General features: G+C 52.9%; 24 protein-coding genes and 1 other RNA gene. 17 read left to right on the plus strand and 8 right to left on the minus strand.

The features are described 5' to 3' along the window. Positions 1-70: 70 nt before the first annotated feature. Positions 71-898 (minus strand): YitT family protein, encoded by an 828-nt coding sequence (locus tag M3G15_RS03245; protein ID WP_260070071.1) that lies wholly within the window; start codon positions 896-898, stop codon positions 71-73. Positions 899-1185: 287 nt separating this feature from the next. On the opposite strand from M3G15_RS03245, the gene cshA reads away from it, so the two are divergent. Then, positions 1186-2742, plus strand: a complete 1557-nt coding sequence (gene cshA, locus M3G15_RS03250) for a degradosome RNA helicase CshA (protein ID WP_009222786.1) — start codon at positions 1186-1188, stop codon at positions 2740-2742. A 75-nt stretch (positions 2743-2817) separates the two neighbouring features. On the opposite strand, the gene M3G15_RS03255 is transcribed toward cshA, so the two are convergent. Then, on the minus strand, positions 2818-2919 hold the full coding sequence (locus M3G15_RS03255) for a hypothetical protein (RefSeq protein ID WP_009222787.1): 102 nt from the start codon (positions 2917-2919) through the stop codon (positions 2818-2820). 186 nt (positions 2920-3105) lie between these two features. On the opposite strand from M3G15_RS03255, the gene M3G15_RS03260 reads away from it, so the two are divergent. From M3G15_RS03260 to M3G15_RS03270, 3 genes are all read left to right on the plus strand, one after another. Next, on the plus strand, positions 3106-3912 hold the full coding sequence (locus M3G15_RS03260) for a YesL family protein (protein WP_260070047.1): 807 nt from the start codon (positions 3106-3108) through the stop codon (positions 3910-3912). 74 nt (positions 3913-3986) lie between these two features. Then, positions 3987-4176, plus strand: a non-coding RNA gene (ssrS, locus tag M3G15_RS03265) — 6S RNA. A gap of 179 nt (positions 4177-4355) precedes the next feature. Then, on the plus strand, positions 4356-4754 hold the full coding sequence (locus tag M3G15_RS03270; protein ID WP_016312740.1) for a DUF1499 domain-containing protein: 399 nt from the start codon (positions 4356-4358) through the stop codon (positions 4752-4754). Positions 4755-4835: 81 nt separating this feature from the next. Here the strand turns inward: M3G15_RS03270 and tpx are convergent, their stop codons facing one another. Beyond that, on the minus strand, positions 4836-5357 hold the full coding sequence (gene tpx / locus M3G15_RS03275; RefSeq protein WP_009222790.1) for a thiol peroxidase: 522 nt from the start codon (positions 5355-5357) through the stop codon (positions 4836-4838). 105 nt (positions 5358-5462) lie between these two features. Between tpx and M3G15_RS03280 the strand changes: the two genes are divergently transcribed. Further along, complete coding sequence (locus tag M3G15_RS03280) at positions 5463-6077, plus strand: rhomboid family intramembrane serine protease (protein ID WP_260070048.1); 615 nt, start codon at positions 5463-5465, stop codon at positions 6075-6077. A 96-nt stretch (positions 6078-6173) separates the two neighbouring features. Next, a complete protein-coding gene (gene gltC / locus M3G15_RS03285; protein ID WP_009222792.1) occupies positions 6174-7091 on the plus strand; it encodes a glutamate biosynthesis transcriptional regulator GltC in 918 nt (305 codons plus the stop codon). A 107-nt stretch (positions 7092-7198) separates the two neighbouring features. Here the strand turns inward: gltC and M3G15_RS03290 are convergent, their stop codons facing one another. Both M3G15_RS03290 and M3G15_RS03295 read right to left on the minus strand, forming a co-directional pair. After that, the gene (locus M3G15_RS03290; RefSeq protein WP_009222793.1) at positions 7199-7879 is read right to left on the minus strand and encodes a zinc metallopeptidase; all 681 of its coding nucleotides are present in this window, start codon (positions 7877-7879) and stop codon (positions 7199-7201) included. Between the two features lie 63 nt (positions 7880-7942). Continuing rightward, on the minus strand, positions 7943-8368 hold the full coding sequence (locus M3G15_RS03295; RefSeq protein ID WP_198136143.1) for a MerR family transcriptional regulator: 426 nt from the start codon (positions 8366-8368) through the stop codon (positions 7943-7945). 306 nt (positions 8369-8674) lie between these two features. Between M3G15_RS03295 and M3G15_RS03300 the strand changes: the two genes are divergently transcribed. The 3 genes from M3G15_RS03300 to M3G15_RS03310 are packed head-to-tail and all read left to right on the plus strand — an operon-like array spanning position 8675 to position 11955. After that, a complete protein-coding gene (locus tag M3G15_RS03300) occupies positions 8675-10075 on the plus strand; it encodes an ammonium transporter (RefSeq protein ID WP_260070049.1) in 1401 nt (466 codons plus the stop codon). 54 nt (positions 10076-10129) lie between these two features. Beyond that, on the plus strand, positions 10130-11221 hold the full coding sequence (locus M3G15_RS03305; protein ID WP_260070050.1) for a DUF294 nucleotidyltransferase-like domain-containing protein: 1092 nt from the start codon (positions 10130-10132) through the stop codon (positions 11219-11221). Then, entirely contained in the window at positions 11218-11955 is a 738-nt protein-coding gene (locus M3G15_RS03310) for an exonuclease domain-containing protein (protein WP_260070051.1), read from the plus strand. The genes M3G15_RS03305 and M3G15_RS03310 overlap by 4 nt, the downstream gene beginning before the upstream one ends. Positions 11956-11967: 12 nt before the next feature. Here the strand turns inward: M3G15_RS03310 and M3G15_RS03315 are convergent, their stop codons facing one another. Next, positions 11968-12450 carry a M67 family metallopeptidase gene (locus tag M3G15_RS03315; protein WP_260070052.1) on the minus strand — a complete coding sequence of 161 codons (483 nt, stop codon included), beginning with the start codon at positions 12448-12450 and terminating at the stop codon, positions 11968-11970. A gap of 139 nt (positions 12451-12589) precedes the next feature. On the opposite strand from M3G15_RS03315, the gene M3G15_RS03320 reads away from it, so the two are divergent. Next, the gene (locus tag M3G15_RS03320; protein ID WP_260070053.1) at positions 12590-13168 is read left to right on the plus strand and encodes a TlpA family protein disulfide reductase; all 579 of its coding nucleotides are present in this window, start codon (positions 12590-12592) and stop codon (positions 13166-13168) included. 64 nt (positions 13169-13232) lie between these two features. Here M3G15_RS03320 and cimA read toward each other — a convergent pair whose 3' ends face one another. Continuing rightward, positions 13233-14852, minus strand: coding sequence for a citramalate synthase (gene cimA, locus M3G15_RS03325; protein WP_260070054.1), 1620 nt, complete (start codon positions 14850-14852; stop codon positions 13233-13235). Between the two features lie 193 nt (positions 14853-15045). Here cimA and M3G15_RS03330 point away from each other — a divergent pair, with 193 nt between their 5' ends. From M3G15_RS03330 to M3G15_RS03340, 3 genes are all read left to right on the plus strand, one after another. Continuing rightward, positions 15046-16353 (plus strand): DNA polymerase IV, encoded by a 1308-nt coding sequence (locus M3G15_RS03330; protein ID WP_260070055.1) that lies wholly within the window; start codon positions 15046-15048, stop codon positions 16351-16353. 129 nt (positions 16354-16482) lie between these two features. Beyond that, a complete protein-coding gene (locus M3G15_RS03335) occupies positions 16483-16725 on the plus strand; it encodes a ferredoxin (RefSeq protein ID WP_009222802.1) in 243 nt (80 codons plus the stop codon). A 404-nt stretch (positions 16726-17129) separates the two neighbouring features. Continuing rightward, a complete protein-coding gene (locus M3G15_RS03340) occupies positions 17130-18590 on the plus strand; it encodes a L,D-transpeptidase family protein (protein WP_260070056.1) in 1461 nt (486 codons plus the stop codon). Between the two features lies 1 nt (position 18591). Here M3G15_RS03340 and M3G15_RS03345 read toward each other — a convergent pair whose 3' ends face one another. Next, on the minus strand, positions 18592-18723 hold the full coding sequence (locus tag M3G15_RS03345; RefSeq protein WP_260070057.1) for a hypothetical protein: 132 nt from the start codon (positions 18721-18723) through the stop codon (positions 18592-18594). A 200-nt stretch (positions 18724-18923) separates the two neighbouring features. On the opposite strand from M3G15_RS03345, the gene M3G15_RS03350 reads away from it, so the two are divergent. The 4 genes from M3G15_RS03350 (at position 18924) to M3G15_RS03365 (ending at position 23034) form a co-directional block, all read left to right on the plus strand. Continuing rightward, positions 18924-20018 carry a quinone-dependent dihydroorotate dehydrogenase gene (locus M3G15_RS03350; protein WP_260070058.1) on the plus strand — a complete coding sequence of 365 codons (1095 nt, stop codon included), beginning with the start codon at positions 18924-18926 and terminating at the stop codon, positions 20016-20018. A gap of 50 nt (positions 20019-20068) precedes the next feature. Then, positions 20069-20884 (plus strand): GTP diphosphokinase, encoded by an 816-nt coding sequence (gene yjbM / locus M3G15_RS03355; protein WP_260070059.1) that lies wholly within the window; start codon positions 20069-20071, stop codon positions 20882-20884. After that, on the plus strand, positions 20874-21365 hold the full coding sequence (locus M3G15_RS03360) for a DUF309 domain-containing protein (protein WP_260070060.1): 492 nt from the start codon (positions 20874-20876) through the stop codon (positions 21363-21365). Before yjbM ends, M3G15_RS03360 begins: the two co-directional genes overlap by 11 nt. A 127-nt stretch (positions 21366-21492) precedes the next feature. After that, positions 21493-23034, plus strand: coding sequence for an RsmB/NOP family class I SAM-dependent RNA methyltransferase (locus M3G15_RS03365; protein WP_260070061.1), 1542 nt, complete (start codon positions 21493-21495; stop codon positions 23032-23034). The last annotated feature ends 1 nt before the right edge of the window (position 23035 follow it).

Here is a 23035-nt window from a genome sequence, read left to right on the forward strand (position 1 = left end):
AAGGAACCGCTGTGATTATTATAACAAAGAAGCGGCTGTTTGAAAACGGCCGCTTCTTTCAAGAAAACACTTAACGACGGCGAAACGAGCCCATGACCCCGACCGTTTCCACGATATTGACGAAGGCGGCGGGATCGGTTTGCTTGATGATTTCCCGCAGTTCAGCCAGCTCATAACGGGTCGTGACGGTCATCAGCATATCTTTTTCCTTATGGGAAAAGGCGCCTTGGGTTTTCATCAGCGTTACCCCGCGCGGCAGCGTCAGCAGTCGTTCCAGCAGCGCTTCAGTTTTGTCGGTGATAATGAACAACGTGACTTTGATATGGCTGATATGGATCAGGTCAACGACCTTGCCGGTAATATAAATGGAGACCATGGAAGCCAAAGCCAGATCCCAGTTGCCCTCGAGATACCCCATCGCTAGGATGACGAAGCCGTTTAATCCGACGATCACATTGCCGACGGGGAAATCGCGGAAACGGGTCACGATCGAACCCACGATATCGAACCCGCCGGACGAGCCGCCGACGCGGAACGAGATCCCGCTGCCGATGCCGACCAGCACGCCGCCGAATACCGCAGAGAGCAGGGTATCCGACGACAGCAGCTTGTCCGGCGACGGGATCAAGGCGATGAACCAGGTCGTGGCGGCAACCGACAGGATGCTAAGTCCGATAAATCGTCTCCCTAGCAGAAACAATCCGGCGATCAGGAGCGGCACGTTATAAGCCAGATACATCGTGCTAATATCGAGTGGAGTGAAGTAGGCTGTCAGCATCGCTAACCCCGACACGCCGCCGCTGAGCAAATGAAGCGGTACAAGGAACAGATTAAAACCCGCAGCGATCAAAGCCGCCCCGAGTACAATGACAACCGCATTTCGAATTTCCTTTAACACCATCGTTCACCTCACGAAAATAGAGGAAGTATCCCAACCTGCTTGCTGGTATTCCATTTATGTTTTGTGCTATAATGTTTGAGATATTCTTGAGTAGGTACTCTTTTCCATTTTTCAAGCTAGTACCAAGCTAGTACTATGTAAAATTTACAGGCGGATTGGACAGCCTATATACGTTTGAAGGTCCCCGAGGTCAGGTTTTGAGTGTGGGCAAAGCAGGACTAAACGCTACTTAAGAATACCGTTAAGCTGGTGGAATGTCCACTATATAGAAGGAGTATGATACATTGAACACATTTGCAGATTTCGGCCTAGAGCCTAAAGTATTGCAAGCTATTACGGAACTTGGATTTGAAGAAGCAACACCGATCCAGGCGAAATCCATCCCGATCGCATTGTCCGGTCGCGATTTAATCGGACAAGCCCAGACGGGTACGGGGAAAACCGCGGCCTTCGGCCTGCCGTTGATCAACAAGATCCCTAAGGAAGAAGACCGTATCGTTGCGCTGGTTATGACCCCAACTCGGGAGCTGGCCATTCAGGTCGCTGAAGAAATCGGCAAGCTGTCCCGCTTTAAGGGTACCCGCTCTCTTCCCATCTACGGCGGACAAGACATCGTACGCCAAATTCGCGCATTAAAGAAGAAGCCCCAAATTATTATCGGTACGCCGGGCCGTTTGCTTGACCACATCAACCGGAAAACGATCAAGCTTGACGATGTGAAAACCGTCGTTCTGGACGAAGCTGACGAAATGCTCGATATGGGCTTTATGGACGATATTCAATCGATACTGAAGCTGGTTCCAGAAGATCGTCAAACGATGCTATTCTCCGCAACTATGCCGGCTAATATCCAGAAGCTGGCTCAGCAGTTCCTGAAAAATCCGGAGCACGTGTCCGTTATTCCGAAACAGGTCAGCGCGCCGCTCATTGATCAAGCGTACATCGAGGTTCATGAACGGCAGAAATTTGATGCTTTGACCCGGTTGCTGGATATGGAGTCGCCAGAGCTGGCGATCGTGTTCGGCCGGACGAAGCGCCGCGTCGATGAATTGTCCGAAGCGCTGCAGAAGCAAGGCTATTCCGCCGACGGCCTGCACGGGGACCTGTCGCAGAACCAACGTGACAACGTCATGCGTAAATTCCGTGACGGCAGCATCGACGTTCTCGTTGCAACCGACGTGGCTGCGCGCGGTTTGGACGTCTCCGGGGTTACCCATGTCGTGAACTTCGACCTGCCGCAGGATCCGGAAAGTTACGTTCACCGGATCGGCCGTACGGGCCGTGCCGGGAAAGAAGGGGTAGCGTGGTCCTTCGTGACGCCGCGCGAAATGGATCACCTGCGCTTTATCGAACGGATTACCCGTCATAAGATTGCTCGCAAGCCGCTGCCAAGTATTGCTGAAGCGATCGAAGGCAAGCAACGGATTATTGCGGAACGCTTGATCGAGCTGGTGGAGAACGGTGAACTGAACGAGAACAAGGGCATTGCGATCCAGCTCTTGGAGCAATACGATTCGGTGAACCTGTTGGCGGCTGCGTTTAAGCTGATCACGGGTGACAAGAATGAGAAAGTCAGCATCGAGCTGACACCGGAAGAACCGATCCGCGTGAAACGCCGCAACCCGGACATCCGTTCCAGCGGGCGGAAACCGTCAGGTTACGGCAATCGCGGCGGTGGATACCGGCGTGATTCCCAAGGCGGCCGCGGAGGTTATGGCAAAGGCGGATACAACCGCGACGGCCGTGACTATCGTTCCTCCGACCGCAAGCCGCGTACCAGCTCGGGCGGCGGAGACCGCAGACCTTCGAAATACGACGACAACTCCTCGTTCGACAATTAAGCGGATCCTGGAGGTTGTTCGAATATCCTAAATGAAAGAAGACGGAGGAACCTCCGTCTTCTTCTTGTTTGTTCATTACAGATGAATTGTACGGCTCACGATTACGAGCAGAATGAACAGAACCAGAATCGTACCCGTGGAAGTCCAGAATCCACCGCCATATCCTACGCCGGACATGTGATAACCTCCTTTGATGATGTTGATGGTTTGAAGTTACGGTATATACTATGGCACAGCGGCCTGTTGAGATTAGACGCTTACCCAAAGCAGTACAAATTAGGCGCTGGAACGAGCTGGACGAATCATGTATAGTTAATATAGGCAGAGCGATCCACTATACAACGCTTGAGAGGGGAACTTTACTTGGAATACAAAGGTTTAATGGGCGGATTTTATAAAATTACCGAATGGATTATGCGGATTGCCGGCAGTAACCTGCTGTGGCTGCTGTGCTCATCGCCATTTATGATCGTCCTTGCGATGAAGCTGCTCTTGGTGTTGCAATCACCGACGCCTCAGCCGGAGACGCTGACGATTTGGGTTATGGGTGTTTTGGCACCGTTTACACTGTTTCCAGCAACCGCCGCTTTATTTTCCGTGACTCGGAAATGGGTGATGGGGGAAAGCGACTTGAGTATTATCAAAGTCTACTTCAAAGGGTACAAAGAGAACTACAAGCAAAGCATGGTCGGCGGTATTTTCTATACGATCCTGTTCGCGATTATGTATGTGGACTATGAAGTCTACATGAACCAGATGAACAACCTGCAGATGATTGGCATGGTGATGCTGTTCTTCCTGTTGATCTTATCCCTGTCGTTGTTTAACTTCTTCTCGCTGGTGGCGCATTACCATCTGGGTGCGCTTCAGTTGATCAAGAATGCGATCCTGTTTACGATTCTTCGGCCGTTTCGGACCTTGTCCACGCTGATCTGCGCGGGTGTGCTTGGTTTTCTGACTTTACGCTTCGGCTGGTTGATCTTCTTCGGGTTCGGCAGCTTAACTGCCTTCGTGGCGTTTTATAACTTCTACATCGCTTATAACAAGATCCAGGAGAAGGTGGAGCGGATGCGCCAAAACGAAGACGCTTCGAATAATGGTAACACCCAGCAAGACGACGAGGACCTGGCGCTTGAACTTCCTTCGAGTGAGGAAAAAGAGAAGGATTGAAAAATGGCTTAAATTGCCATCATCTTCCTTGTTAGATGAGTTTACATTTGCTTAATGAAGCCGTATAATAGGTGTACGTCCTGCGATGTGCGTTTCGGTTTCCGTTATTTTGAACCAATGACAGTTATCTCGGGAGACCTACATTGCGCCGCCGCTGAAAGGCCCTATCCATCGGATGAGGGGACTTCAAAAGCGTCGTTGCGGTCACCCACCTGCGGGTGCAGGTTCGAGATAATGTAATCGGACGGCATAGGCGGGTCTATGATGAAGCATGAGAATGGTACCTTGTACTCTTTTCGCTTGAGAAAAGGGGCAAGGTGCTTTTTTGTTTGTGCCAAAATGTTCAGCCTCGCTTTTGTTTGTCTGCCAAGAATGTTAAACTAGAAATTAAGAAAACGCATACCCAAGTCACATGGGGCAGGATCGTGAAGGAGGAAGAACAGTTGTCATTCAAGCGAACGTTAATCGGCATTTTCCGCAGCCAAGAAGGGACCAGCGACCGTGCGAAGATGCCCGAACTCAAAACAAGATATTATCAATTATCCAAAGAGAAATGCTGGGAGGAAGTTTCCTCAACCTTAAAGAAAATTCCGGGCTATAAGGTGCTGCATGAAGTGCCGTCCGTCGGCGAGATTACGCTGGAGAAACGGACCAGCCTCGGACGCGTGATGGACATTACCGTATCGATCGTGGGCACCGGGCCGGTACGGAGCGCGATTGATATTTACTCGGCGACACGTGGATCGATGGGGGATCTCGGCGCAAATTACCGTAACATTCTTCAACTTTTCTCTGTGCTGGATAAGAAGCTGGCGGCTTATAAAGTGTCCTCGAACCAGTAAATCCGCTTGACTACGACAAAAAAAAGCGAGCAGGGAGATTCCTCTCCTACTCGCTTTTCGTTTGTGCCGAAGGGCCTTCGATTAAGAAAGCAGCGCTTTAACGGCAGCCACCGGTTTTTCATAATCCGGATGCTCGGTCATTTCCTTCAATACTTCGACGTATTGGATCTTGTTGTCTTTATCGACGACAAACACGGCACGCATGTCGAGCGCGAACTCTTTGATGAGCACGCCGTAGGCTTTGCCAAAGGAGTTGTCTTTGTAATCCGACAACGTGATGACGCGATCCACGCCAGCGGCGCCGCACCAGCGGGCTTGGGCAAAAGGCAGGTCGGCACTGACCGTCAGCACAACGACGTCATCGCCAAGGCCGGCAGCTTCTTGGTTAAACCGGCGCGTTTGCGCGTCGCAGACGCCTGTATCCAGCGAAGGAACCACGCTGATCAGTTTGATTTTGCCGGCGAAGTCCTGGAGTGTGGCTTCTTCCAGCAGGTTTTTATTCAAGCGGAAATCCGGAGCCGTATCGCCAACTTTAAGTTCCGGGCCGATCAGCGTGATCGGATTGCCTTTAAATGTAGCTACATTTGCGCGTTCTTGGGCCATGTTTATTTCCTCCTAGTCAGATGGATTTATTCAATCAAATTTAATTATAATCGTTTTGAAAAGAAAATGTCCAACATTAGGAAAAACAACGGTAAGGAGGATCCGATGATTTTCATACGATACGAAAACTGGCGAAGTTACCTGCGATATTATCCCGTTACCTGCTTGCTCCTGGCGGCCAACATCGTGATGTTTATCGTGCTTACGCTGAATGGGGGATCGAGGAACGGGCTCACCCTGCTAAGGTTCGGGGCAATGAGCGACATCGAGCCCTTTGCCGGACAAAGCTGGCGGTTGTTTACGGCGATGTTTCTTCACAACGGGTTTGATCACCTGTTTTCCAACTCGTTTGCGATCCTGGTATTTGCGCCGCCGCTGGAGCGTCTGCTCGGCTGGTGGCGATATGCCTTGGTCTATTTGGGCAGCGGACTGGTCGGAAACCTCATCAGTATGGGGGTGTACCAGTTTAGCTCGGTCCCTCATATCTCGGTTGGGGCCTCAGGCGCTGTCTATGGTGTGTATGGCGCGTTTCTCTACATTGCCTTGCTGCAGCGTCACCTGATGGATGAAAGCTCGCGAAAAACGCTGTACAGCCTTCTCATTATCGGGGTGATCTATTCGGTATTGGTTCCCAAGATCAACCTGGCCGCTCATTTTGGCGGGCTTGTCGGCGGCTTTTTTATCTATGGACTCATTGTCCGCTTGTTAAAACGGCGTTGAACCAATGGATTGTAAATGGTACATTAAATTTAGAGTATTATGTCATCAGAAGATGTTCGATGTTCGTAGCACATGCGAAATGGAGCGATCAGATTCGTGGAATTAAGACAACTGCAGTATTTTGTAAAAGTGGCGAGGAAAGAGCACGTGACTCAGGCTGCCGAGGAACTGCACGTCGCCCAATCGGCGGTAAGCCGGCAAATTCACCAGCTCGAGCAGGAGCTTGGCGTTAATTTGTTTATGCAGAAGGGCAGGAATCTCCACCTTACCGCTGTGGGGCAGCTATTCTGCAGCCGGGTGGAGATGATTCTGAAGGATCTCGACCGGGCCGTGAGCGAGGTGCACGAATTTCTCGATCCGGAGCAAGGGGAAATTCGCTTAGGCTTCCCCAATAGCCTAGGTATTCATATGATTCCCAGCGTGGTGGCGGAATTCCGCAAGCTGTATCCCAATGTGAAGTTTCGTTTTAGGCAAGGCACTTATCCTACGTTAATTCGGGATGTGGTTTCAGGGGAAGTGGATTTAGCCTTTATTTCTCCGTTTCCGGAAAATCATGATCAAGTCACCGGCAATGTGGTATTAACCGAGGATTTGGTGGCCATCCTTCCGCCGGGGCATCCTTTGGCTGGTGAGCAAAGCATCAAGCTCAGCCAGCTTAAGGACGAGAAGTTTATTTTGTTCAGCAAAGGCTATTCCTTGCGGCCAATCGTTTGGCATGCCTGCCTGGAGGCAGGGTTTACGCCAAAAATCGCCTTCGAGGGCGAAGAGACCGATACGATCCGGGGGCTGGTTGCGGCTGGGATGGGCGTAAGTCTGCTGCCGGAAATGGCGCTGTTTCAGAGCTTTACGCTTCAGCCGATCCGTGTGCGGATTTCGGAACCTAAGGTCACCCGCACCATTGGGCTGATTCATCGGGTCGACGAGAAACTGCCGCTGGTAGCCCAATCGTTCCGAATGTTCCTGCTGGAATACTTTGGGCTTCAGGTGGATACGCCGCCAAACCAGCAGCAGTAATTGAATCATCATGGAACGTTCTCCGAGATGTGGGGACGAAAAAAAAGGCTGCACGATCTCGAGCCCATGGGCTCGGTACCGTGCAGCCTTTTTGTTTGGTTTACTTGTTATTCGCGGTTGCTTGTGAAAATCAGGATGTAACGCAGCAGCTCCAAAATGGAGATCAAAGCGGCAGCTACATAAGTCAAAGCCGCGGCGTTTAATACTTTGCCAACTCCGCGTGCTTCATTAGGCGAAATAAAGCCTTGTTGAAGCATGATCTTGCGGGCCCGGTTGCTGGCGTTAAACTCGACCGGCAGCGTCACGATCTGGAACAAAACGGCCGCGGAGAAGAAGATAATCCCCAGACCGATCAGGTTCAGCGCGCCGAACAGGAAACCAGCCAGAAGCAAGAAAGGAGCAACCCCCGAGGCGAAGTTCACCACCGGGAACATCCGATGACGCAGCACCAGCATCGGGTACTTCTGCTTGTGCTGGATTGCGTGTCCTACCTCGTGGCAAGCGACGGCTACCGCAGAGATGGAGCTCTCATAATACACCGGCTCTGACAAGCGGACCACGCGGTGAATCGGGTCGTAGTGGTCCGTCAGGGCGCCGTGCACAGGCTCGATCGGGACATCATAGAGACCGTTCGCATCCAGCATACGTCTTGCGGCATCATGGCCGGTTAAGCCATAGAGGTTCTGGACCTTCGCCCATTTGTTAAATGTGCCTTTGACCCGAAACTGCGCCCACAGGGACAACCCAAATGCGAGCAGAATGGGGATCAGCATCACGTCTGAATACATGAATCATTCCTCCATATGATTTAGTTATCAAAGAAGTAACTGAGGTTGTTTCAGGAGTAAAAGTTAGGAAAAGGGTCCGTGATTCAATAACAGCCGGATGGCTTCCATGCAGGCCAAGCTTTGCGGCAGCAAATTCGCGAAGGCGCGTTTGGCCTGGTTGGGCTGCAAGCTGGAAATGAGCGGCTCCAGCTCTTTGACTTCGCGTTCCAGCTGCTGCATATGGAGCTCTAATGAGCTTAGCTTCTCCGTCACTTGTTCTTCCGGAGAAACTCGGTGCCACTGGTCCAGCTTCTCACGGATCTCTTCCAACGTATATTTCTCCTGTTTCAATTGATTAATACGTTCCAGCCTGATCAAGGTTTCAGCACTGTATAAACGATAATTTGTCTGGGTTCGCTTCTCCGGGGAGATCAGCCCGAGCTTCGTATAATAATCGATCGTACGCTCACTCACATCAGCTGCCTTCGCTAACTCTCCGATCCGGTACAGTTTCTTTACTCCAAGTTCATCACCTCTCCCGACAATTCCAAAGGATTGAGTTCTATATTTATTCTATTTATCCCCATAATACTTAACAACAAGCATACAGTCAAACGTCATACTTTATTTTTGTCAGTAACTATAGGAGGATTCGTTAAAGGAGGATTCATTAAAAAACCTTACATTAAATGTAATAATACATACAATTTAGCGATTTTTTTTGAAAAAAGTATTGTCATCCCTGAAGCTTTCTCTTATAATCACATTAACAATTCATTATGTGTTAGGAAACTTAACATTAGGGGAGTGTTCAAAATGAAGAAGAAATGGCTTTACGGAGTACTCATTTTTCTTGCATCGTTTGCGTTTCCGGTCTCGGCATTCGCAGCGGAGGGAGAGGTTACCGCTCCGGTTCTGGAGCTCGGCCTGAACTCGCTTTTCGTATTCGTCGCAGCCATGCTGGTATTCTTCATGCAAGCAGGCTTTGCTCTTCTTGAAGCAGGTACGGTTCGGATGAAGAACGCCGGACACGTTGCCGGCAAAACCGTCCTCACCTTGGGAATTGCTATTCTTGCTTGGTGGCTATTTGGTTTTGGCTTCGCTTTTGGCGACGGCAACAGCTTCCTGGGTACAACCGGGTTCCTGTTCGGCGGCGAAGGGGATATCGGTTCGTTCGGCGTATTTGCTGAAATTGGCGTACCGTTAAATCTGATGTTCCTGTTCCAAATGGCATTTGCTGCTGTATCGCTGGCGATCGCTTGCGGCGGGATGGCAGAACGTGCGAAGCTCAGCGTTTATATTATCTTCGGCACGATCTTTATCGTTCTGATTTATCCGATTGTCGCTCACTGGGTATGGGGCGGCGGCTGGCTTGGTAACTTGGGGATGCAAGACTACGCTGGTTCGACGGTAGTTCACTTAACTGGTGCTACAGCGGCGCTTGCAGCAACCATTCTGCTCAAACCGCGTCTTGGCAAATACAATAAAGATGGTAAACCGAACAACATTCCAGGTCACAACCAAGTGTTGACGGTACTCGGTGTGATCATTTTGTGGATTGGCTGGTTTGGTTTCAACCCAGGTAGTGCATTAACTCCTTTGGGTGATGGATTCTTTGGTTATGTGTTGATGACAACAAACCTGGCTGCTGCAGCTGGTGCAGTTGCTGCACTGCTCATTTCCTGGGCAGTTCTGGGCAAGTCGGATATTCCAAGCATGCTGAACGGTGTGCTGGCGGCTCTCGTAGCGATTACTGGTTCTTGTGCGTTCGTTGATGCTTGGGCTTCCGTCATCATCGGTGCGGTTGCTGGGATCTTGACCTTCTTTACGGCTAGATGGTTTGAACGCGCTGGTGTGGATGATCCGATTTATGCCTTCTCTGTACACGGGATCGCCGGGGTATGGGGGGCGATTTCTACCGGTCTCTTTGCAACGCCGGAGCTGGCTGAGACTACAGGTGTAGGTAAAGCAGGCTTGTTCTATGGCGGCGGTTTTGGACAATTAGGGGTTCAGCTGCTTGGCGTGATCGGGACTTTCGCCTTCGTATTGGTACTGTCGTTCCTGATTCTCGGAATTATGAAATGGACGATGGGGCTGCGCGTCACGGAAGAAGAAGAAACGATGGGGCTGGATATCAGCGAACACGGTACTTACGGATATCCGGAGCAAATGAGCTTACTGAATAAAACAACTTCGTCTGGTATTCCTGCAGAATAATTGAAGATTGATATCCTGACGTGAGGCGTCCGGAAGAGAAAGGAAGTTGGGCTTATGAGTCATGAGACGGCCATGAACAACGCAAATTTAAGCGCGATCCGGTCCGCCGCAACTCCCGGTTTGCTAAGAGCGGCCAGAATCGATGAGCAGAATCGCTTGTATAGCAAGCTGACATCGATGCCGATTCAGGATTGGAACCGTGAGGTCTCGGACCTGCATGATGCCGTCATGACCCAAGCTTGCCGATGCTGTGAAGAAGAAATGATCCAGGAGGGCTTCGGCCCTCCTCCTTCGCATTATGCCTTTATTGCGTTTGGAAGCGCCGGTCGGGCGGAACCCACGTTATGGAGCGACCAGGATAACGGTTTGATCTACGGGGATGGTGATGCGGATCAGCTGGAAGTCTACTTTGAGATCTTTGGTCAGAAGCTGTCAGAGATTCTCGAGCAGGTTGGTTATCCCCCATGCCCGGGCAGGGTCATGGTGTCCAATCCGTTATGGCGCGGCAACTTCGCTTCGTGGGAGAAGCAACTGCTGGAATGGCGGGACATTCTGGCTTGGGAACAGGTTCGCTACTTGATGATTGCCGCCGATTTGCGCCATATCTGCGGGAATGCGGAGCTAACCGCTGGCTTGCGCAAGACCATGAAGCGGATTATGGAGGCGGATCAAGGCGGAGAACGCGATGTGGTGGCGGCAATTCTGCGTAATACCGTCCGTCACAAAGCGGCACTAAATGTGTTGGGGCAAGTGATCACAGAGCAAAGCGGTGAACATGCCGGGGAATTTGACGTGAAATACGGGCTGTACATCCCGATCGTGAACGCCGTGCGTTATTTGGCTTTGCAATACGGGATCGAAGCCTCGAACACCTGGGAACGGATCGCTCAACTGCTTCAGCTTGAGGCTGTTCCGACGCGGTGGCTGGAATCGTGCAGTCGCGCGTTTAACACGGCGGTCAAGTTGAGATCGCTTGTATCGCCGGTTATCGAAGACGGCTTGCTCACGGGTTCTCACTACTTGCCCCAAGACATGCTAAAACAGAAAGAGCTCCGGCGCGAGCTGCGGGAATCGCTCAGTACGGTCAAGGTCATGTACCGCACACTCCAAAGGCAGCACCGGTATGCGGAAAGGAAATGGTTATGAAAGAACCGATGAAGGGAAATGGTGGTTTTTGGGATGCTTTTAAGGGCGGCGGAGTGTCGCCAAGGATCGCCTCGATGCTTGGTGCTCCCAGCGCACAGCAGATCGCTTTCGTTCGTTCATTAACCAAAGGACAGCGCCGTCCGGAGACGCTTCACGTTCCGCTGGCTGAATTAAAAACGGCCGTCTTCGATTTGGAGACAACAGGATTTCATTACCATTATGGTGATGAAATCTTGTCCTTTGGAGCCGTGAAAGTGGAAGGGGAGCGGATCACCGATGAGGTGTATTACTCGCTTGCCAAACCCGCTTGCCAAATTCCTGAGCGGATTATAGATCTAACCGGAATTACGCAGGAGATGGCCCAGTCGGCTCCATCCTTGCTGGAGGCGTTGCGCGAATTTATGGCATTTGTGGATGACCGGGTGCTTGTTGCCCACGGCAGTGCGCATGACAAAGCTTTTCTGGACGTGGCGTTATGGAAAACAAGCAAAGCTCATCTCGGGCATCGGGTGCTGGACACGATGATGATCGCCCGTAAGCTGGAACCGGATCGGCGGATCTCCGGCAGCCTGGACGAATGGCTGGAAGTGTATGGGATTCCAGTGGCCCAGCGCCATCACGCGCTGGAGGACTCCAAGATGACGGCTCAGCTGTGGACTGCGTTAATCGCACGGTTGAAAGAACAAAACGTGATTACTTTGGGTGATCTGTACACTTTTTTAAGCAGAACGTAAGCCTTTGCCGTCTTAGTCTTCCCGAAGCTTGACGGGCAGCAGACTATAACCTCCTGTATGAGCACTTATACCATATGCTTGAAGCGTGAAGCCGTCCGGTTCGCCGGGCGGCTTATCGTTTGACGGATTTGCGTTTGGCTTGTCGTTGAACGAGTGCATCCGACCACCGATCAGGTACAAGCGAAGGCGATCGGCAAAATTCGGAAGCTGGCGCAGATCCTCTGGCGAAGGCCGCGGCGGTGAGTTGGGGTGGGTATGATAGACGCCGATCAACTGCGGATCAAAGCAGCTTCGGACCCAGGAGACCGGGTCGAGTTCAAAAGCGTGCAACGGAGTCTGCGAATGGTTCGCCACGGGGAAATAACGTTCGATTCTGCCGATGCGGCCGTCAAATGTTCCGAGCAACAGCCCGCAGGCTTCCTCCGGGTAACGCTGTTGCCCATCCTGCAGCATTTCGTCACGAATATCCGGCGGCAATATCCAGGATTGATTCATTTTGCATGCTCCCATCGATGAAATGATAGAGTTCACCTTTTTCTCGATCCATTGTAACAAATCGTTAAAAAAGGGTACAATAATTACGGTAAACCTAAATCTTCAAAACCAGATGAGGTCATAAAAGGACGGGCAAAAGATGAAACGTAATCGATGGATACTCGCCGGGTTGCTGGTGTTGCTGGTTATCGCCTTGCTGGACCGCGGGGGGCAGGAGGGCTGGTTTGGCAGCTTCCTCAGCGGCTCCAAGGAGGACAATAACGAACCTTCGCTTAGCGCTATGGCAGCAGAAGGGGCTCCAAAGCCGGGAACGGCTGCGCCAACTTTCGCGTTGACAGGATTGGATGGCAAGACATATGAGGTTGGGGGCAAGCGGGATAAAGTGCTGCTTCTGAACTTCTGGGCTTCCTGGTGTGATCCGTGTAAGGAGGAAGCGCCCGAGCTGAAGGCGTTATCTGAGAAATACAAGGATTCGCTGGACATTTATGCCGTGAACGTTACATTGTACGATAATCTGGATGAGGCTAAGGCCTTCGTCAAAAAATATGGCTACACCTTCCCGGTCCTCTTGGACGAAAAGGAGGAGCTTTACCGGAAATATAACGGGATTGCCTTTCCAACCAACGTGCTGATCGACGAGCAAGGCGTGATTCGCGACGTCATCGTTGGTGTCATTTCGCCGGAAGAGTTGGAAGCCAAGATTAAAAGCCTGATTTAACAAGTAAAAAGCCCGAATCGCCGTCAGTAACGGAGATTTGGGCTTTTCGCTTAAGAGGTGATGCTTAATGGTTGACGAGTCCCCATCCGGCGGAAGGAATCTCTTCATAGTCCTCCCGTTTTGTCTGCCCCAGCAGCGCGTAACGGATCGAGTCAACGAGCGCTTCCCAGCTCGCTTCAATGACGTTGCTGGACACGCCAACGGTATTCCAGGAGTTGTGATAATCCTGGGATTCGATCAGTACACGTACCTTCGAAGCGGTGGCATCTTTGTCGTCAAGAACGCGCACCTTGTAGTCCGACAGATGCATATCCTTCAAGCCCGGGTAATAAGTGATCAAGGCTTTGCGAAGCGCATTGTCGAGAGCGTTAACCGGGCCGTTGCCTTCGGCAGCGGTGTAGACACTGACTCCGTCAATCTTCAGCTTGACGAAGGCTTCGGAAACGACAGGACGGTCAGCGGTTTTCTCAACGAGCATCTTAAACGATTCAAAGACGAACAGTTCCTTCATATCGCCATTGGCCTGACGCAGCAGCAATTCGAGCGAGGCGTCCGCACCTTCGAATTGATACCCTTGATGCTCCAGTTCCTTAATCTTGGCGATCACTTGTTTGGTGTTCTCGTTCTCCGGATTGAATTCGATTCCCATCTCCTGCGCCTTGGACAGGATGTTACTTTGCCCGGCCAACTCGGAGACAAGCACGCGCTGGCGGTTACCGACCAATTCGGGAGCGATGTGCTCATATGTCCGCGAATCGCGGAGGATGGCGGAGACGTGAATGCCTCCTTTGTGGGCGAACGCGGCGTTCCCGACATACGGCTGGTTGACCGGCATGTGCACATTAGCGATCTCGCTGATGTAACGGGCGGTATTGGTCAGCTGCTTTAACCGGTCGGGCTCGAGCACTTCGTAGCCCAGCTTCAGCTGCAGATTTGGAATAATCGAGCAAAGGTTGGCATTGCCGCAACGCTCCCCGTACCCGTTCATCGTCCCTTGGATTTGGGTTACGCCGGCCCGGACGGCGCTAAGCGAGTTGGCGACGGCCAGCTCACAGTCGTTGTGGGTATGGATGCCCAGCTTCGAGCCGGGAATCACTTCGCACAATGCGCTGACGATATCATACACCTCATGCGGCATCGTTCCGCCGTTCGTGTCACACATGACCAGCCAGTCGGCACCAGCCTCCTCCGCTTTGCGTAAGACGGAGAGGGCGTATTCCGGATTGTTTTTATACCCGTCAAAAAAATGTTCCGCGTCAAAAATGACCTCCAGCCCCTGCCGCTTCAGATAAGCGATCGAATCGGAGATCATGGCGAGGTTTTCCTCTAGCGTGGTTTGCAGCGCGGTATGCACATGGAAATCCCACGATTTTCCGACCAGCGTCGCCGCTGGAACACCGGCTTCGATCATCTTATTGAGACCAGCATCATGTTCGGCTAGGCTGTCTTTTCGGCGTGTGCTGCCAAAAGCGGTAATCTTGGCCTGCAGCTTCAGCTCCATGACCCGCTTAAAAAATTCAATGTCCTTCCCGTTACTGCCCGGAATTCCACCTTCAATATAATGGACCCCAAGGTAATCCAGCTTTTTGGCGATCTTCAGCTTATCGTCCGCCGACAGGCTGATGCCCTCGCCTTGGGTACCGTCGCGTAAGGTTGTGTCGAAGATGGATATTGGCTTTGACATGATCGAAGTATCCCCCTTTAGCCGTGGATGAGGGTGGTTAGCTCTCCCCGAATGTTTAGTTTTTAATTAATAATTATAACATCAACATGTTAAATGGAACACGCTTTTTTAAGATATCAGGCGATATTGACCGTCTTTCCGGGGACAGGTATGCTGAACTTAGGAGTAACGTATGATAAACGAGGGGTAGGAAATGAGAGATACCGCTGATTTTTACCCTGCGCGGGGAAGAGTCATTTTGCATGTCGATATGAACGCCTTTTATTGTTCGGTCCATGAGGCGGAAGAACCGGAGAAATATCGGAACCGTCCTACGGCGGTAGCGGGAAGCGTGGAGCTGCGCAAAGGAGTGATCGTCACCTGCTCGTATACCGCGCGTAAAATGGGAGTGTCGACCGGAATGACCGTCAGCCAAGGGCTGAAGAAATGTCCCGAGCTGATCGTCATCCAGCCGGATTTCCATCTATACCGCAAATATTCCCGGGCGTTTATGGACATTGCGTACGAATACACGCCGCTCCTTCAAGCGGTTTCCATCGACGAATGTTATCTCGATATCACCGGCTCCAAGCAATTTGGAACCCCGCTCGAAATTGCGAGTCAAATCCAACAGCGGATCCGTCACGAACTGGGCCTTCCCTGTTCGATTGGGATTGCTCCCAACAAGCTGTTAGCCAAGATGGCTTCAGATATGAAAAAACCAAACGGCATCACTGTATTGCGCATCCGGGACGTGCCGAAGCTCCTTTGGGACAAACCGTGCAGCGACTTGTTTGGCATCGGCCGAAAGACGGCCGAGAAGCTGAAGTCGATGCGGATCTATACGATCGGGCAGCTGGCGGCTGCGGACGAGCGCAAGCTGATCGAGCGATTTGGGGTGGCCGGTTCTTGGATGAAACAGGCGGCGAACGGCAGGGATGATTCGCCGGTGAGCGATGAGCGCGAGCGAAATAAATCGATTGGCCACACCACCACACTGCCGCGCGATATTAGCCGGATGGAGGACGTGCAACGCGTGCTGTTGAACATCGCGGATCAAGTCGCGCGCCGACTGCGGCGGCAAAATCTGATGGCACAGACGATCCAAATTACGATCCGCACCCCGGACATGAAGACGATCACCCGCTCGCACAGTCTGGATACGGTAACCGAGCAGGCGGAGGTGATTTACCGGGAAGCCTGTGAGTTGTACCGCCGCCATTGGAGCGAAGACAAGTCGGTTCGTCTCCTAGGGATCACTTTACAAAATTTGGTTCCAAAGGAGGAATCCGCGCTGCAGCTCGATCTGTTTGATTATGAGCGGCAGCCCAAAAAAGAGTCATTAACGCGCACAATGGACATGCTAAGAGACAAGTTCGGGGAAGACGCCGTGCTGACGGCAGGAATGCTGACCGATGATCCATCGGCATTGATCCGCAATCATCGCATTCGCGGGACTTCGCTGCAAACCGACTTTCTTCGCCAGAACCGGGACGATTCGGACGGTCCACGTTCGGAGTAGGAATGATCACGTATTGGAATTGGAATAATACGGAAAACGCATTGAAATTGTAAACTATTTATATTATATTGGTCATGGTGATATAAAAAGCACCGGACTCGTACCGTTTATTCAGGAGGCAGATAAGAGATGGCGAAATATACTTGGGTTGAGAAGGACACATGCATCGCTTGCGGCGCTTGCGGCGCAACAGCACCGGATATCTACGATTATGACGATGAGGGTTTGGCCGAAGTGATTTACGGCAATGACGGCAACCGCGGGATCACGGAGATTCCGGAAGATTTGTACGACGATCTCCAAGACGCTTGCGACGGCTGCCCAACGGATTCCATCAAAGTTGCAGATGAGCCATTTAATAAAGAAGGCTAAACCTTTGGAATAACTGGGATAAGGAGCACCCTGCGCCGATTTTGGCGGGGGTGCTCTTTTTTTATTAGATGATGCGGTGATCGCGATCGGGGGGCTGGGGTCTACTACCTCTGCTGCCCCCCTTTGCACGATTATCCCGCTGGCTCAGGTCGCTTTGTGCGGCTCTTTGAGGGATTATCCCGTTGGGTCCTGATGAGTTCTGAACGAAAGGGATAATCATGCAAAGAGCTGTGCAGTGATACGACTGAGGAACGGCGGCGTTTTTACCTTGATACCGACCTGCTGGTAGGTACTAAGTCGCAAAATTGCGGGATTGGCGAGAATTGGGTTAGGAACGCGGATTTTTTTGCCGATATAAGTAATGAAAGGGGATTTCTCAACTACTCTCTAATCTGGAGGAACTGATGGGGAACTCGGCTTACCTTAAAAAATACGTGGAAAACCACCCGAACAATAAAATGGCCTGGTACCTGCTGGGCAAAGAATATGAAGCGAACGGGCAAGCGGGGAAAGCCCACTATTGTTATATTCAGGCGGGCAACGTGTACGAGGCGTTTGAATCCAGCAAAATTCCGCTACCGGAGGAAGTGCTGGCCGGCTATAAGGAAGGGCTGTTGCAGGAGTCACACCGGAAGGAGAAACGAAGCCGCTTCCTGCGCAAGCTCAGTCTTGCGCTGTTGATTGCGCTGCTGGTGTGGATTCCTTCCGCCCATGCGCCGGGGGATCGGCAGGCGGCGGTGCCCGTGAACGCCGCCGATGCAGGTGCCGGTGACGATGCCGACCTCGGGGAGGCATCGGCGGAAGCGCAGAAGCCCGCCGGGGATGAGGCGGGCGAAGGTGCGCCTGCGGGGACGCCGGCCTTCTCGGAGCCGGCGTTCACCGCCATCGGCTTCGGCGGCGACCCTGCCGGGACGCAGGCGGAGGCCTTGGGCGGTTTGCTCGCGCTGCAGCGGCAAACCGCCGTTCCCCTGCTCCATGCCGCAGCGCTGGGCATGGAGCAGGCTGGCGACTGGCTGGTCTGGTCGGACGACCTGCCCGTCGCGTTTGGCTTGGAGCAGAGTCCGGCTGATGGTCGGACGGCGCTCCAAGCCTATGATGCGCGCGCGTGCGAATGCGCGCCGCCGGATTCGGCCGCGCTGCAGGAGCGCGCGCGGCAGTGGATCCCGCAGCAGGAATCGCTGGGCGTGCTTGCCTCGGCGATGATCCACTACAAGCAGGCTAACGGTGTATGGCCTGCTAGCCTGCAAGACCTGGCCGGGCCGTATCCCGACAACTGGATTGCCGGGACCGATCCGACCATGGTGCGGGCGTTTAAACCGCTGCTTGCGCAATTAAAACTCGAGGGTACAGGCGCAACGGGAAATGCGAATGCGCAAGAAGTGCTCGCGGAGGGGATGGCTCCGGGGCAGCGGCCTTTTTTTGCCGAACCTTATGAAATTATCGTCGATACGAAGACGCACACATTGGCGGTGGTCAGCGGGAACGTCTTGATTCGGAGTTATCCGGTTGGATTGGGCGGCTCGCGAACGCCGGAGGGCACGTTTGTCATCTCCGAAAAAGTGATCAACCCGAACGGAAGGGATAGCGGGGAATTTGGCAGCCGCGGCATGCAGCTGTCGGATACAAACTACGCGATTCACGGAACGAATGAGCCGGACAGTATTGGAAAGGATGAGTCGCTAGGCTGCATCCGGATGGGCACGAAGGATGTGGAAGAGCTGTTTGATCTGGTTCCGAAGGGGACGAGGGTGAGGATTGGGAAGGGGATTTTGCCGAAGCTGAAGAACGTCCCGGCGGAGCGTTTCGCCCTGGGCGATAGACAGGATCAGACTAATCCCCACCGCACTTACCATTGGCTGAACTAGCTTAGGTTACGATCAATAGGACGGTAGTCACGATGACCAGCGCGGCAACGATGGAAATGGACCAGATGAGCGCTTTCTTGTTGACTTCGTCCTTTTTCTTCTGGAGTGTAGGCGGTTTGCGCTTGGCAGACATGAACATTTCCCCTCTCTAGCCTAGTTTAAAGCGATATTAGAGATGCTTTCCCCCTTATTGTAACGGCTTTCACGGCAAAATTCCATCACCTTGTTGTTTCTTTCACGTGCGGTTTAGGTTAAACTTTTCTTTTCTAACAGAAACAGCTAAACTGATAATAGCAAAAATGCAAAGCGTAAGATCGGAGTGAACTGTACAACGTGTTGTATCGCGCATTGGGAAAACCGGTGTTTTTCCGGATGGATCCGGAGAATGCCCATCATCTCGTTATCAACGGATTACATACTGCCGCTGCCGTCCCTGGAGTGTTGCCGCTCTTACGCGGAATGTACGGCGTGCCGGAAGCGCCGGAGCTGGCGACGGACTTATTTGGAATTCATTTTCCTTCCCCGGTGGGGTTAGCTGCCGGTCTTGATAAAAATGCCGACGCGGTGCCAGGTTTCTCCGCGATCGGATTCGGATTTATGGAAGTGGGTACGGTGACGCCGCTGGGACAGCCCGGCAATGACCGTCCAAGGTTGTTCCGTTTGCCTTCCGACGAAGCGTTGATTAACCGGATGGGCTTTAATAACCGCGGAACAGAGGCGATGGCACAGCGTCTGAAGGCGCTGAAGCACCGCCCGATTCCGATCGCCGTCAACATCGGCAAAAATAAAATCACGCCCAACGAAGAAGCCTACCGTGATTACGAGAAATGCATTTCGGACTTATATGAATACGCCGATTTTTTCGTTGTGAACATCAGTTCACCAAATACGCCGGACTTACGTAAATTGCAGCATGGTAATGAGTTGGCTTCGCTGCTGACTGCTGTAAAGGACCGGATGGCGGCCGAAGCAAAGCGGCATGGCAAATCGAAGGCAGTGCTGGTTAAAATCGCGCCGGACGTGAGCTTTGATGAGCTGGAATATATCGTCGACACCATCCGCAACAGCGGCGTTTCTGGCTTAATCGCCACGAATACGACGTTGTCGCGGGACGGGATCACACACAAGAACGCCCGGGAAGCCGGAGGCCTAAGTGGGAAGCCGCTGAACGCGCGGTCAACGGAGATCATCTCGCGCGTCTATCGGCAAACGGAAGGCCGCTTGCCGATCATCGGATCGGGCGGGATTTTCACGGCGGAAGATGCCTACGCCAAAATCCGGGCTGGCGCCAGCTTGGTTGAAATCTACACCGCGTTGATCTACGAAGGCCCGGAAATCAATCGCAGGCTGCATCGCGGCCTGCGGGAATTGCTGCGCCGGGACGGCTATCGCCATATCTCCGAGGCGGTTGGGGCAGATCACCGATAAGCGGGCCGGCTTAGATTCAAGCCGGGGGACAGAAGACAGGAGGCATAAGGATGGACAGTAGGGATTGGGGAACATTTTTGCTTCCATATGAACAAGCCGTAGAAGAACTGAAGGTTAAATTCAAGACGATGCGCTCCGAGCTGAAGAAACGCGAAGAGTATGCACCGATCGAATTCGTGACCGGACGGGTCAAGAAAATCTCCAGCATTTTGGACAAGGCGAAACGGTTAAATGTGTCGATGGAGAATCTGGAGACCGGGATCGAGGATATCGCGGGCATTCGCATTATGTGTCAGTTCGTTGAGGATATCCGCCGGGTTGCGGAATATATTCGCATGCGTAAGGATCTTAAGGTTCTTTACGAAAAAGACTACATCACGAACTACAAAGAAAGCGGCTATCGCAGCTTCCATATGATCGTGGAATACCCGGTGCAAACCGCGCTGGGTCAAAAGCAAGTGCTGGCTGAAATTCAGATTCGTACGCTGGCGATGAATTTTTGGGCGACGATTGAGCATTCTTTGAATTACAAGTATCGGGAAAGTCTGCCTGAAGAAATGCGGGGCCGGCTCAAAAAGGCTGCCGAAGCTGCATTCGTACTGGATAACGAAATGTCCAGCATCCGCCAGGAGATTTTGCAGGCGCAGAAGAGCTTCGAGGATGAATCCAACGTGGTTTCCTCCGTGCTTGCGTCGATTCATCAATTATATTTTTACCATCTGGTCTCAGAAGCCATCGAAGCACAGGATCGGTTTAACCGGCTGTGGGAGGCGAAGGATTTTGATGGGCTGAAGCAGCTGCAGGTCGAACTGAAGGATCTGATCAAGCTGCACAAAAAAGTGGAGGAGCCCGGGGATGAGCTATGAGCCGCTGTTTGTGGCGTATCTCGTTTACTTCAACCGTGACCGCGATTACTTCGAGTGCCATGAGGTGCTCGAGGAATTGTGGCTGGAGCAGGGGTATGATCCGCTGTACAAGGGGCTGCTGCAGGTCGCTGTCGGCTTGTTCCATGCGCGGCGCGGCAATTTGTCCGGCGGGCGGAAGATGCTTTGTTCCGCTTTAGAGCGGCTAGCACCCTATCCGGAACACACGCTTGGTATTGAGCTGGGGAAGCTGCGCCGGGACACGGAAGTGTACGTCCGGCAGCTGACGGAGGGGGATCCCCAAGCCTTTACTTATTACGACCTCACGATCCATGTGCTGGACCCGGAGTTGGTTCGCCTGGTGGCGGAGGCCTCGAAAAACATCGCCCCGAACATTCCGCAGCGGCGCACGCCGCAGCGCGGGGAGAAGCATGAGGAACGACAGCAGAAGCTGGAGCAAAGGAAAGCGCGTGAACAAGGCTGAGAGCGGCCCGTCCCCCGGTGTTGGGGAGACGGGCGTTTTGCGGTATGCCGTATGCTGTTTGCTGTTTGCTATTTGCCGTTTGCGCAAGGCTGCAATAGGATTGAGATAAAGATTGGATGGGACAGGCATGGCGGTACAACTACCAAAGGAATTTATAGAACGGATGCGCGAGCTGTTGGGCGAGGAAGAGTTTGCGCACTTTTACGCTTCCTATGACAGTCCCAGGTTTGCAGGAATCCGGGTCAATACGCTGAAGATCGATCCGGAGGCATTTAAGGCGGTGGTGCCGTTTGATTTGCGGCCGATCCCTTGGTGCCAGACAGGGTACTACGTCGAGGAGCAGGCAAAGCCGGGCAAACATCCGTATTATCATGCCGGGCTATATTATATTCAGGAGCCGAGTGCGATGGCGCCGGTGGAGCTGCTGGACGTCACTCCCGGGGAGCGGGTGCTCGACCTTTGCGCGGCCCCCGGCGGGAAGTCAACGCAAATCGCGGCGAAGCTGCGCGGACGCGGTATGCTGGTCACCAACGACATCAACGCGGAGCGGACGAAGGCGTTGGCCAAAAACATCGAGCTGTACGGCGTCCGAAACGCCGTCGTGCTGGGTGAGTCGCCGGAGCGGATCGCGCGGGCGTTTCCTTCTTTTTTCGATAAAATTCTGATCGATGCGCCTTGCTCCGGCGAGGGCATGTTCCGGAAGGACGAGGATATGGCGCGGCATTGGGAACCGGAATGGGTTCGGAAATATGCCGGCATGCAGCAGGAGATTTTGAAATCGGCTGCGTCGATGCTGGCGCCGGGCGGGAGAATCGTGTATTCCACCTGCACGTTTGCGCCGGAAGAGAATGAGGCGACGATCGCCGAGTTCCTGCTGGAGCACCCGGAATTTCGGGTTGTGCCTTTGCGCTTAGATGACGGCATCGCCCCCGGGCGGCCGGAGTGGCTCACTTGGCTCGCTGAGTGGGGTGAGGGCAAGATGTATCCGCCGGAAATCGCTGCACAAACCGCCGGCTGCGGCAGGCTCTGGCCGCACAAAGTGGAGGGCGAGGGACATTTTCTCGCTGTACTGGAGCGGCATGGGGCGGAGAAGTTCCAGAAGGAAGCCGAAGAAGATCGTAACGTCTCCTCGAAATGGGGAGGGGGCGCTCGAGATAAACGGAATCCCCGTCACCCCCATCGGTCCCGTCCCGGTACTGGTCGTGATTCGAAGGCTGTGGATGATCGGGAGGTGCTGGAGAGCTGGCGGACTTTTGCCCAGGAACAACTCGATGGAGCGGAATTGCCGGGGGAACCGTTGCTATTTGGCGGCAACGTCTATCTGTCCCCGCTGGCTAAAGAGCGGCTGGACGGCTTAAAAGTCGTGCGTCCCGGATGGTACGTCGGAACTGTGAAAAACGGGCGTTTGACACCTGGACAACCTTTGGCCACGGCACTGTCTCCGACCGAAGCGGCGCGGGTATTGGATCTCTCTTCTGCGGACGGTGAGGCGATCCGATACCTGAAAGGCGAGACGCTGCAGGTGGACAAGGATCGGATTCGTTGCCAGGAAGGCGCCAGCCCCAAAGGCTATGTGCTGGTCACGGTTGACGACTACTCGCTGGGCTGGGGCAAATGGCAGGAAGGGTTGCTGAAGAATGAATATCCCGCCGGGTGGAGGTGGACATAAG

Source organism: Paenibacillus sp. p3-SID1389, assembly GCF_025151705.1.
In the GTDB taxonomy this organism is placed as follows: Bacteria; Bacillota; Bacilli; order Paenibacillales; family Paenibacillaceae; genus Fontibacillus; species Fontibacillus phoenicis.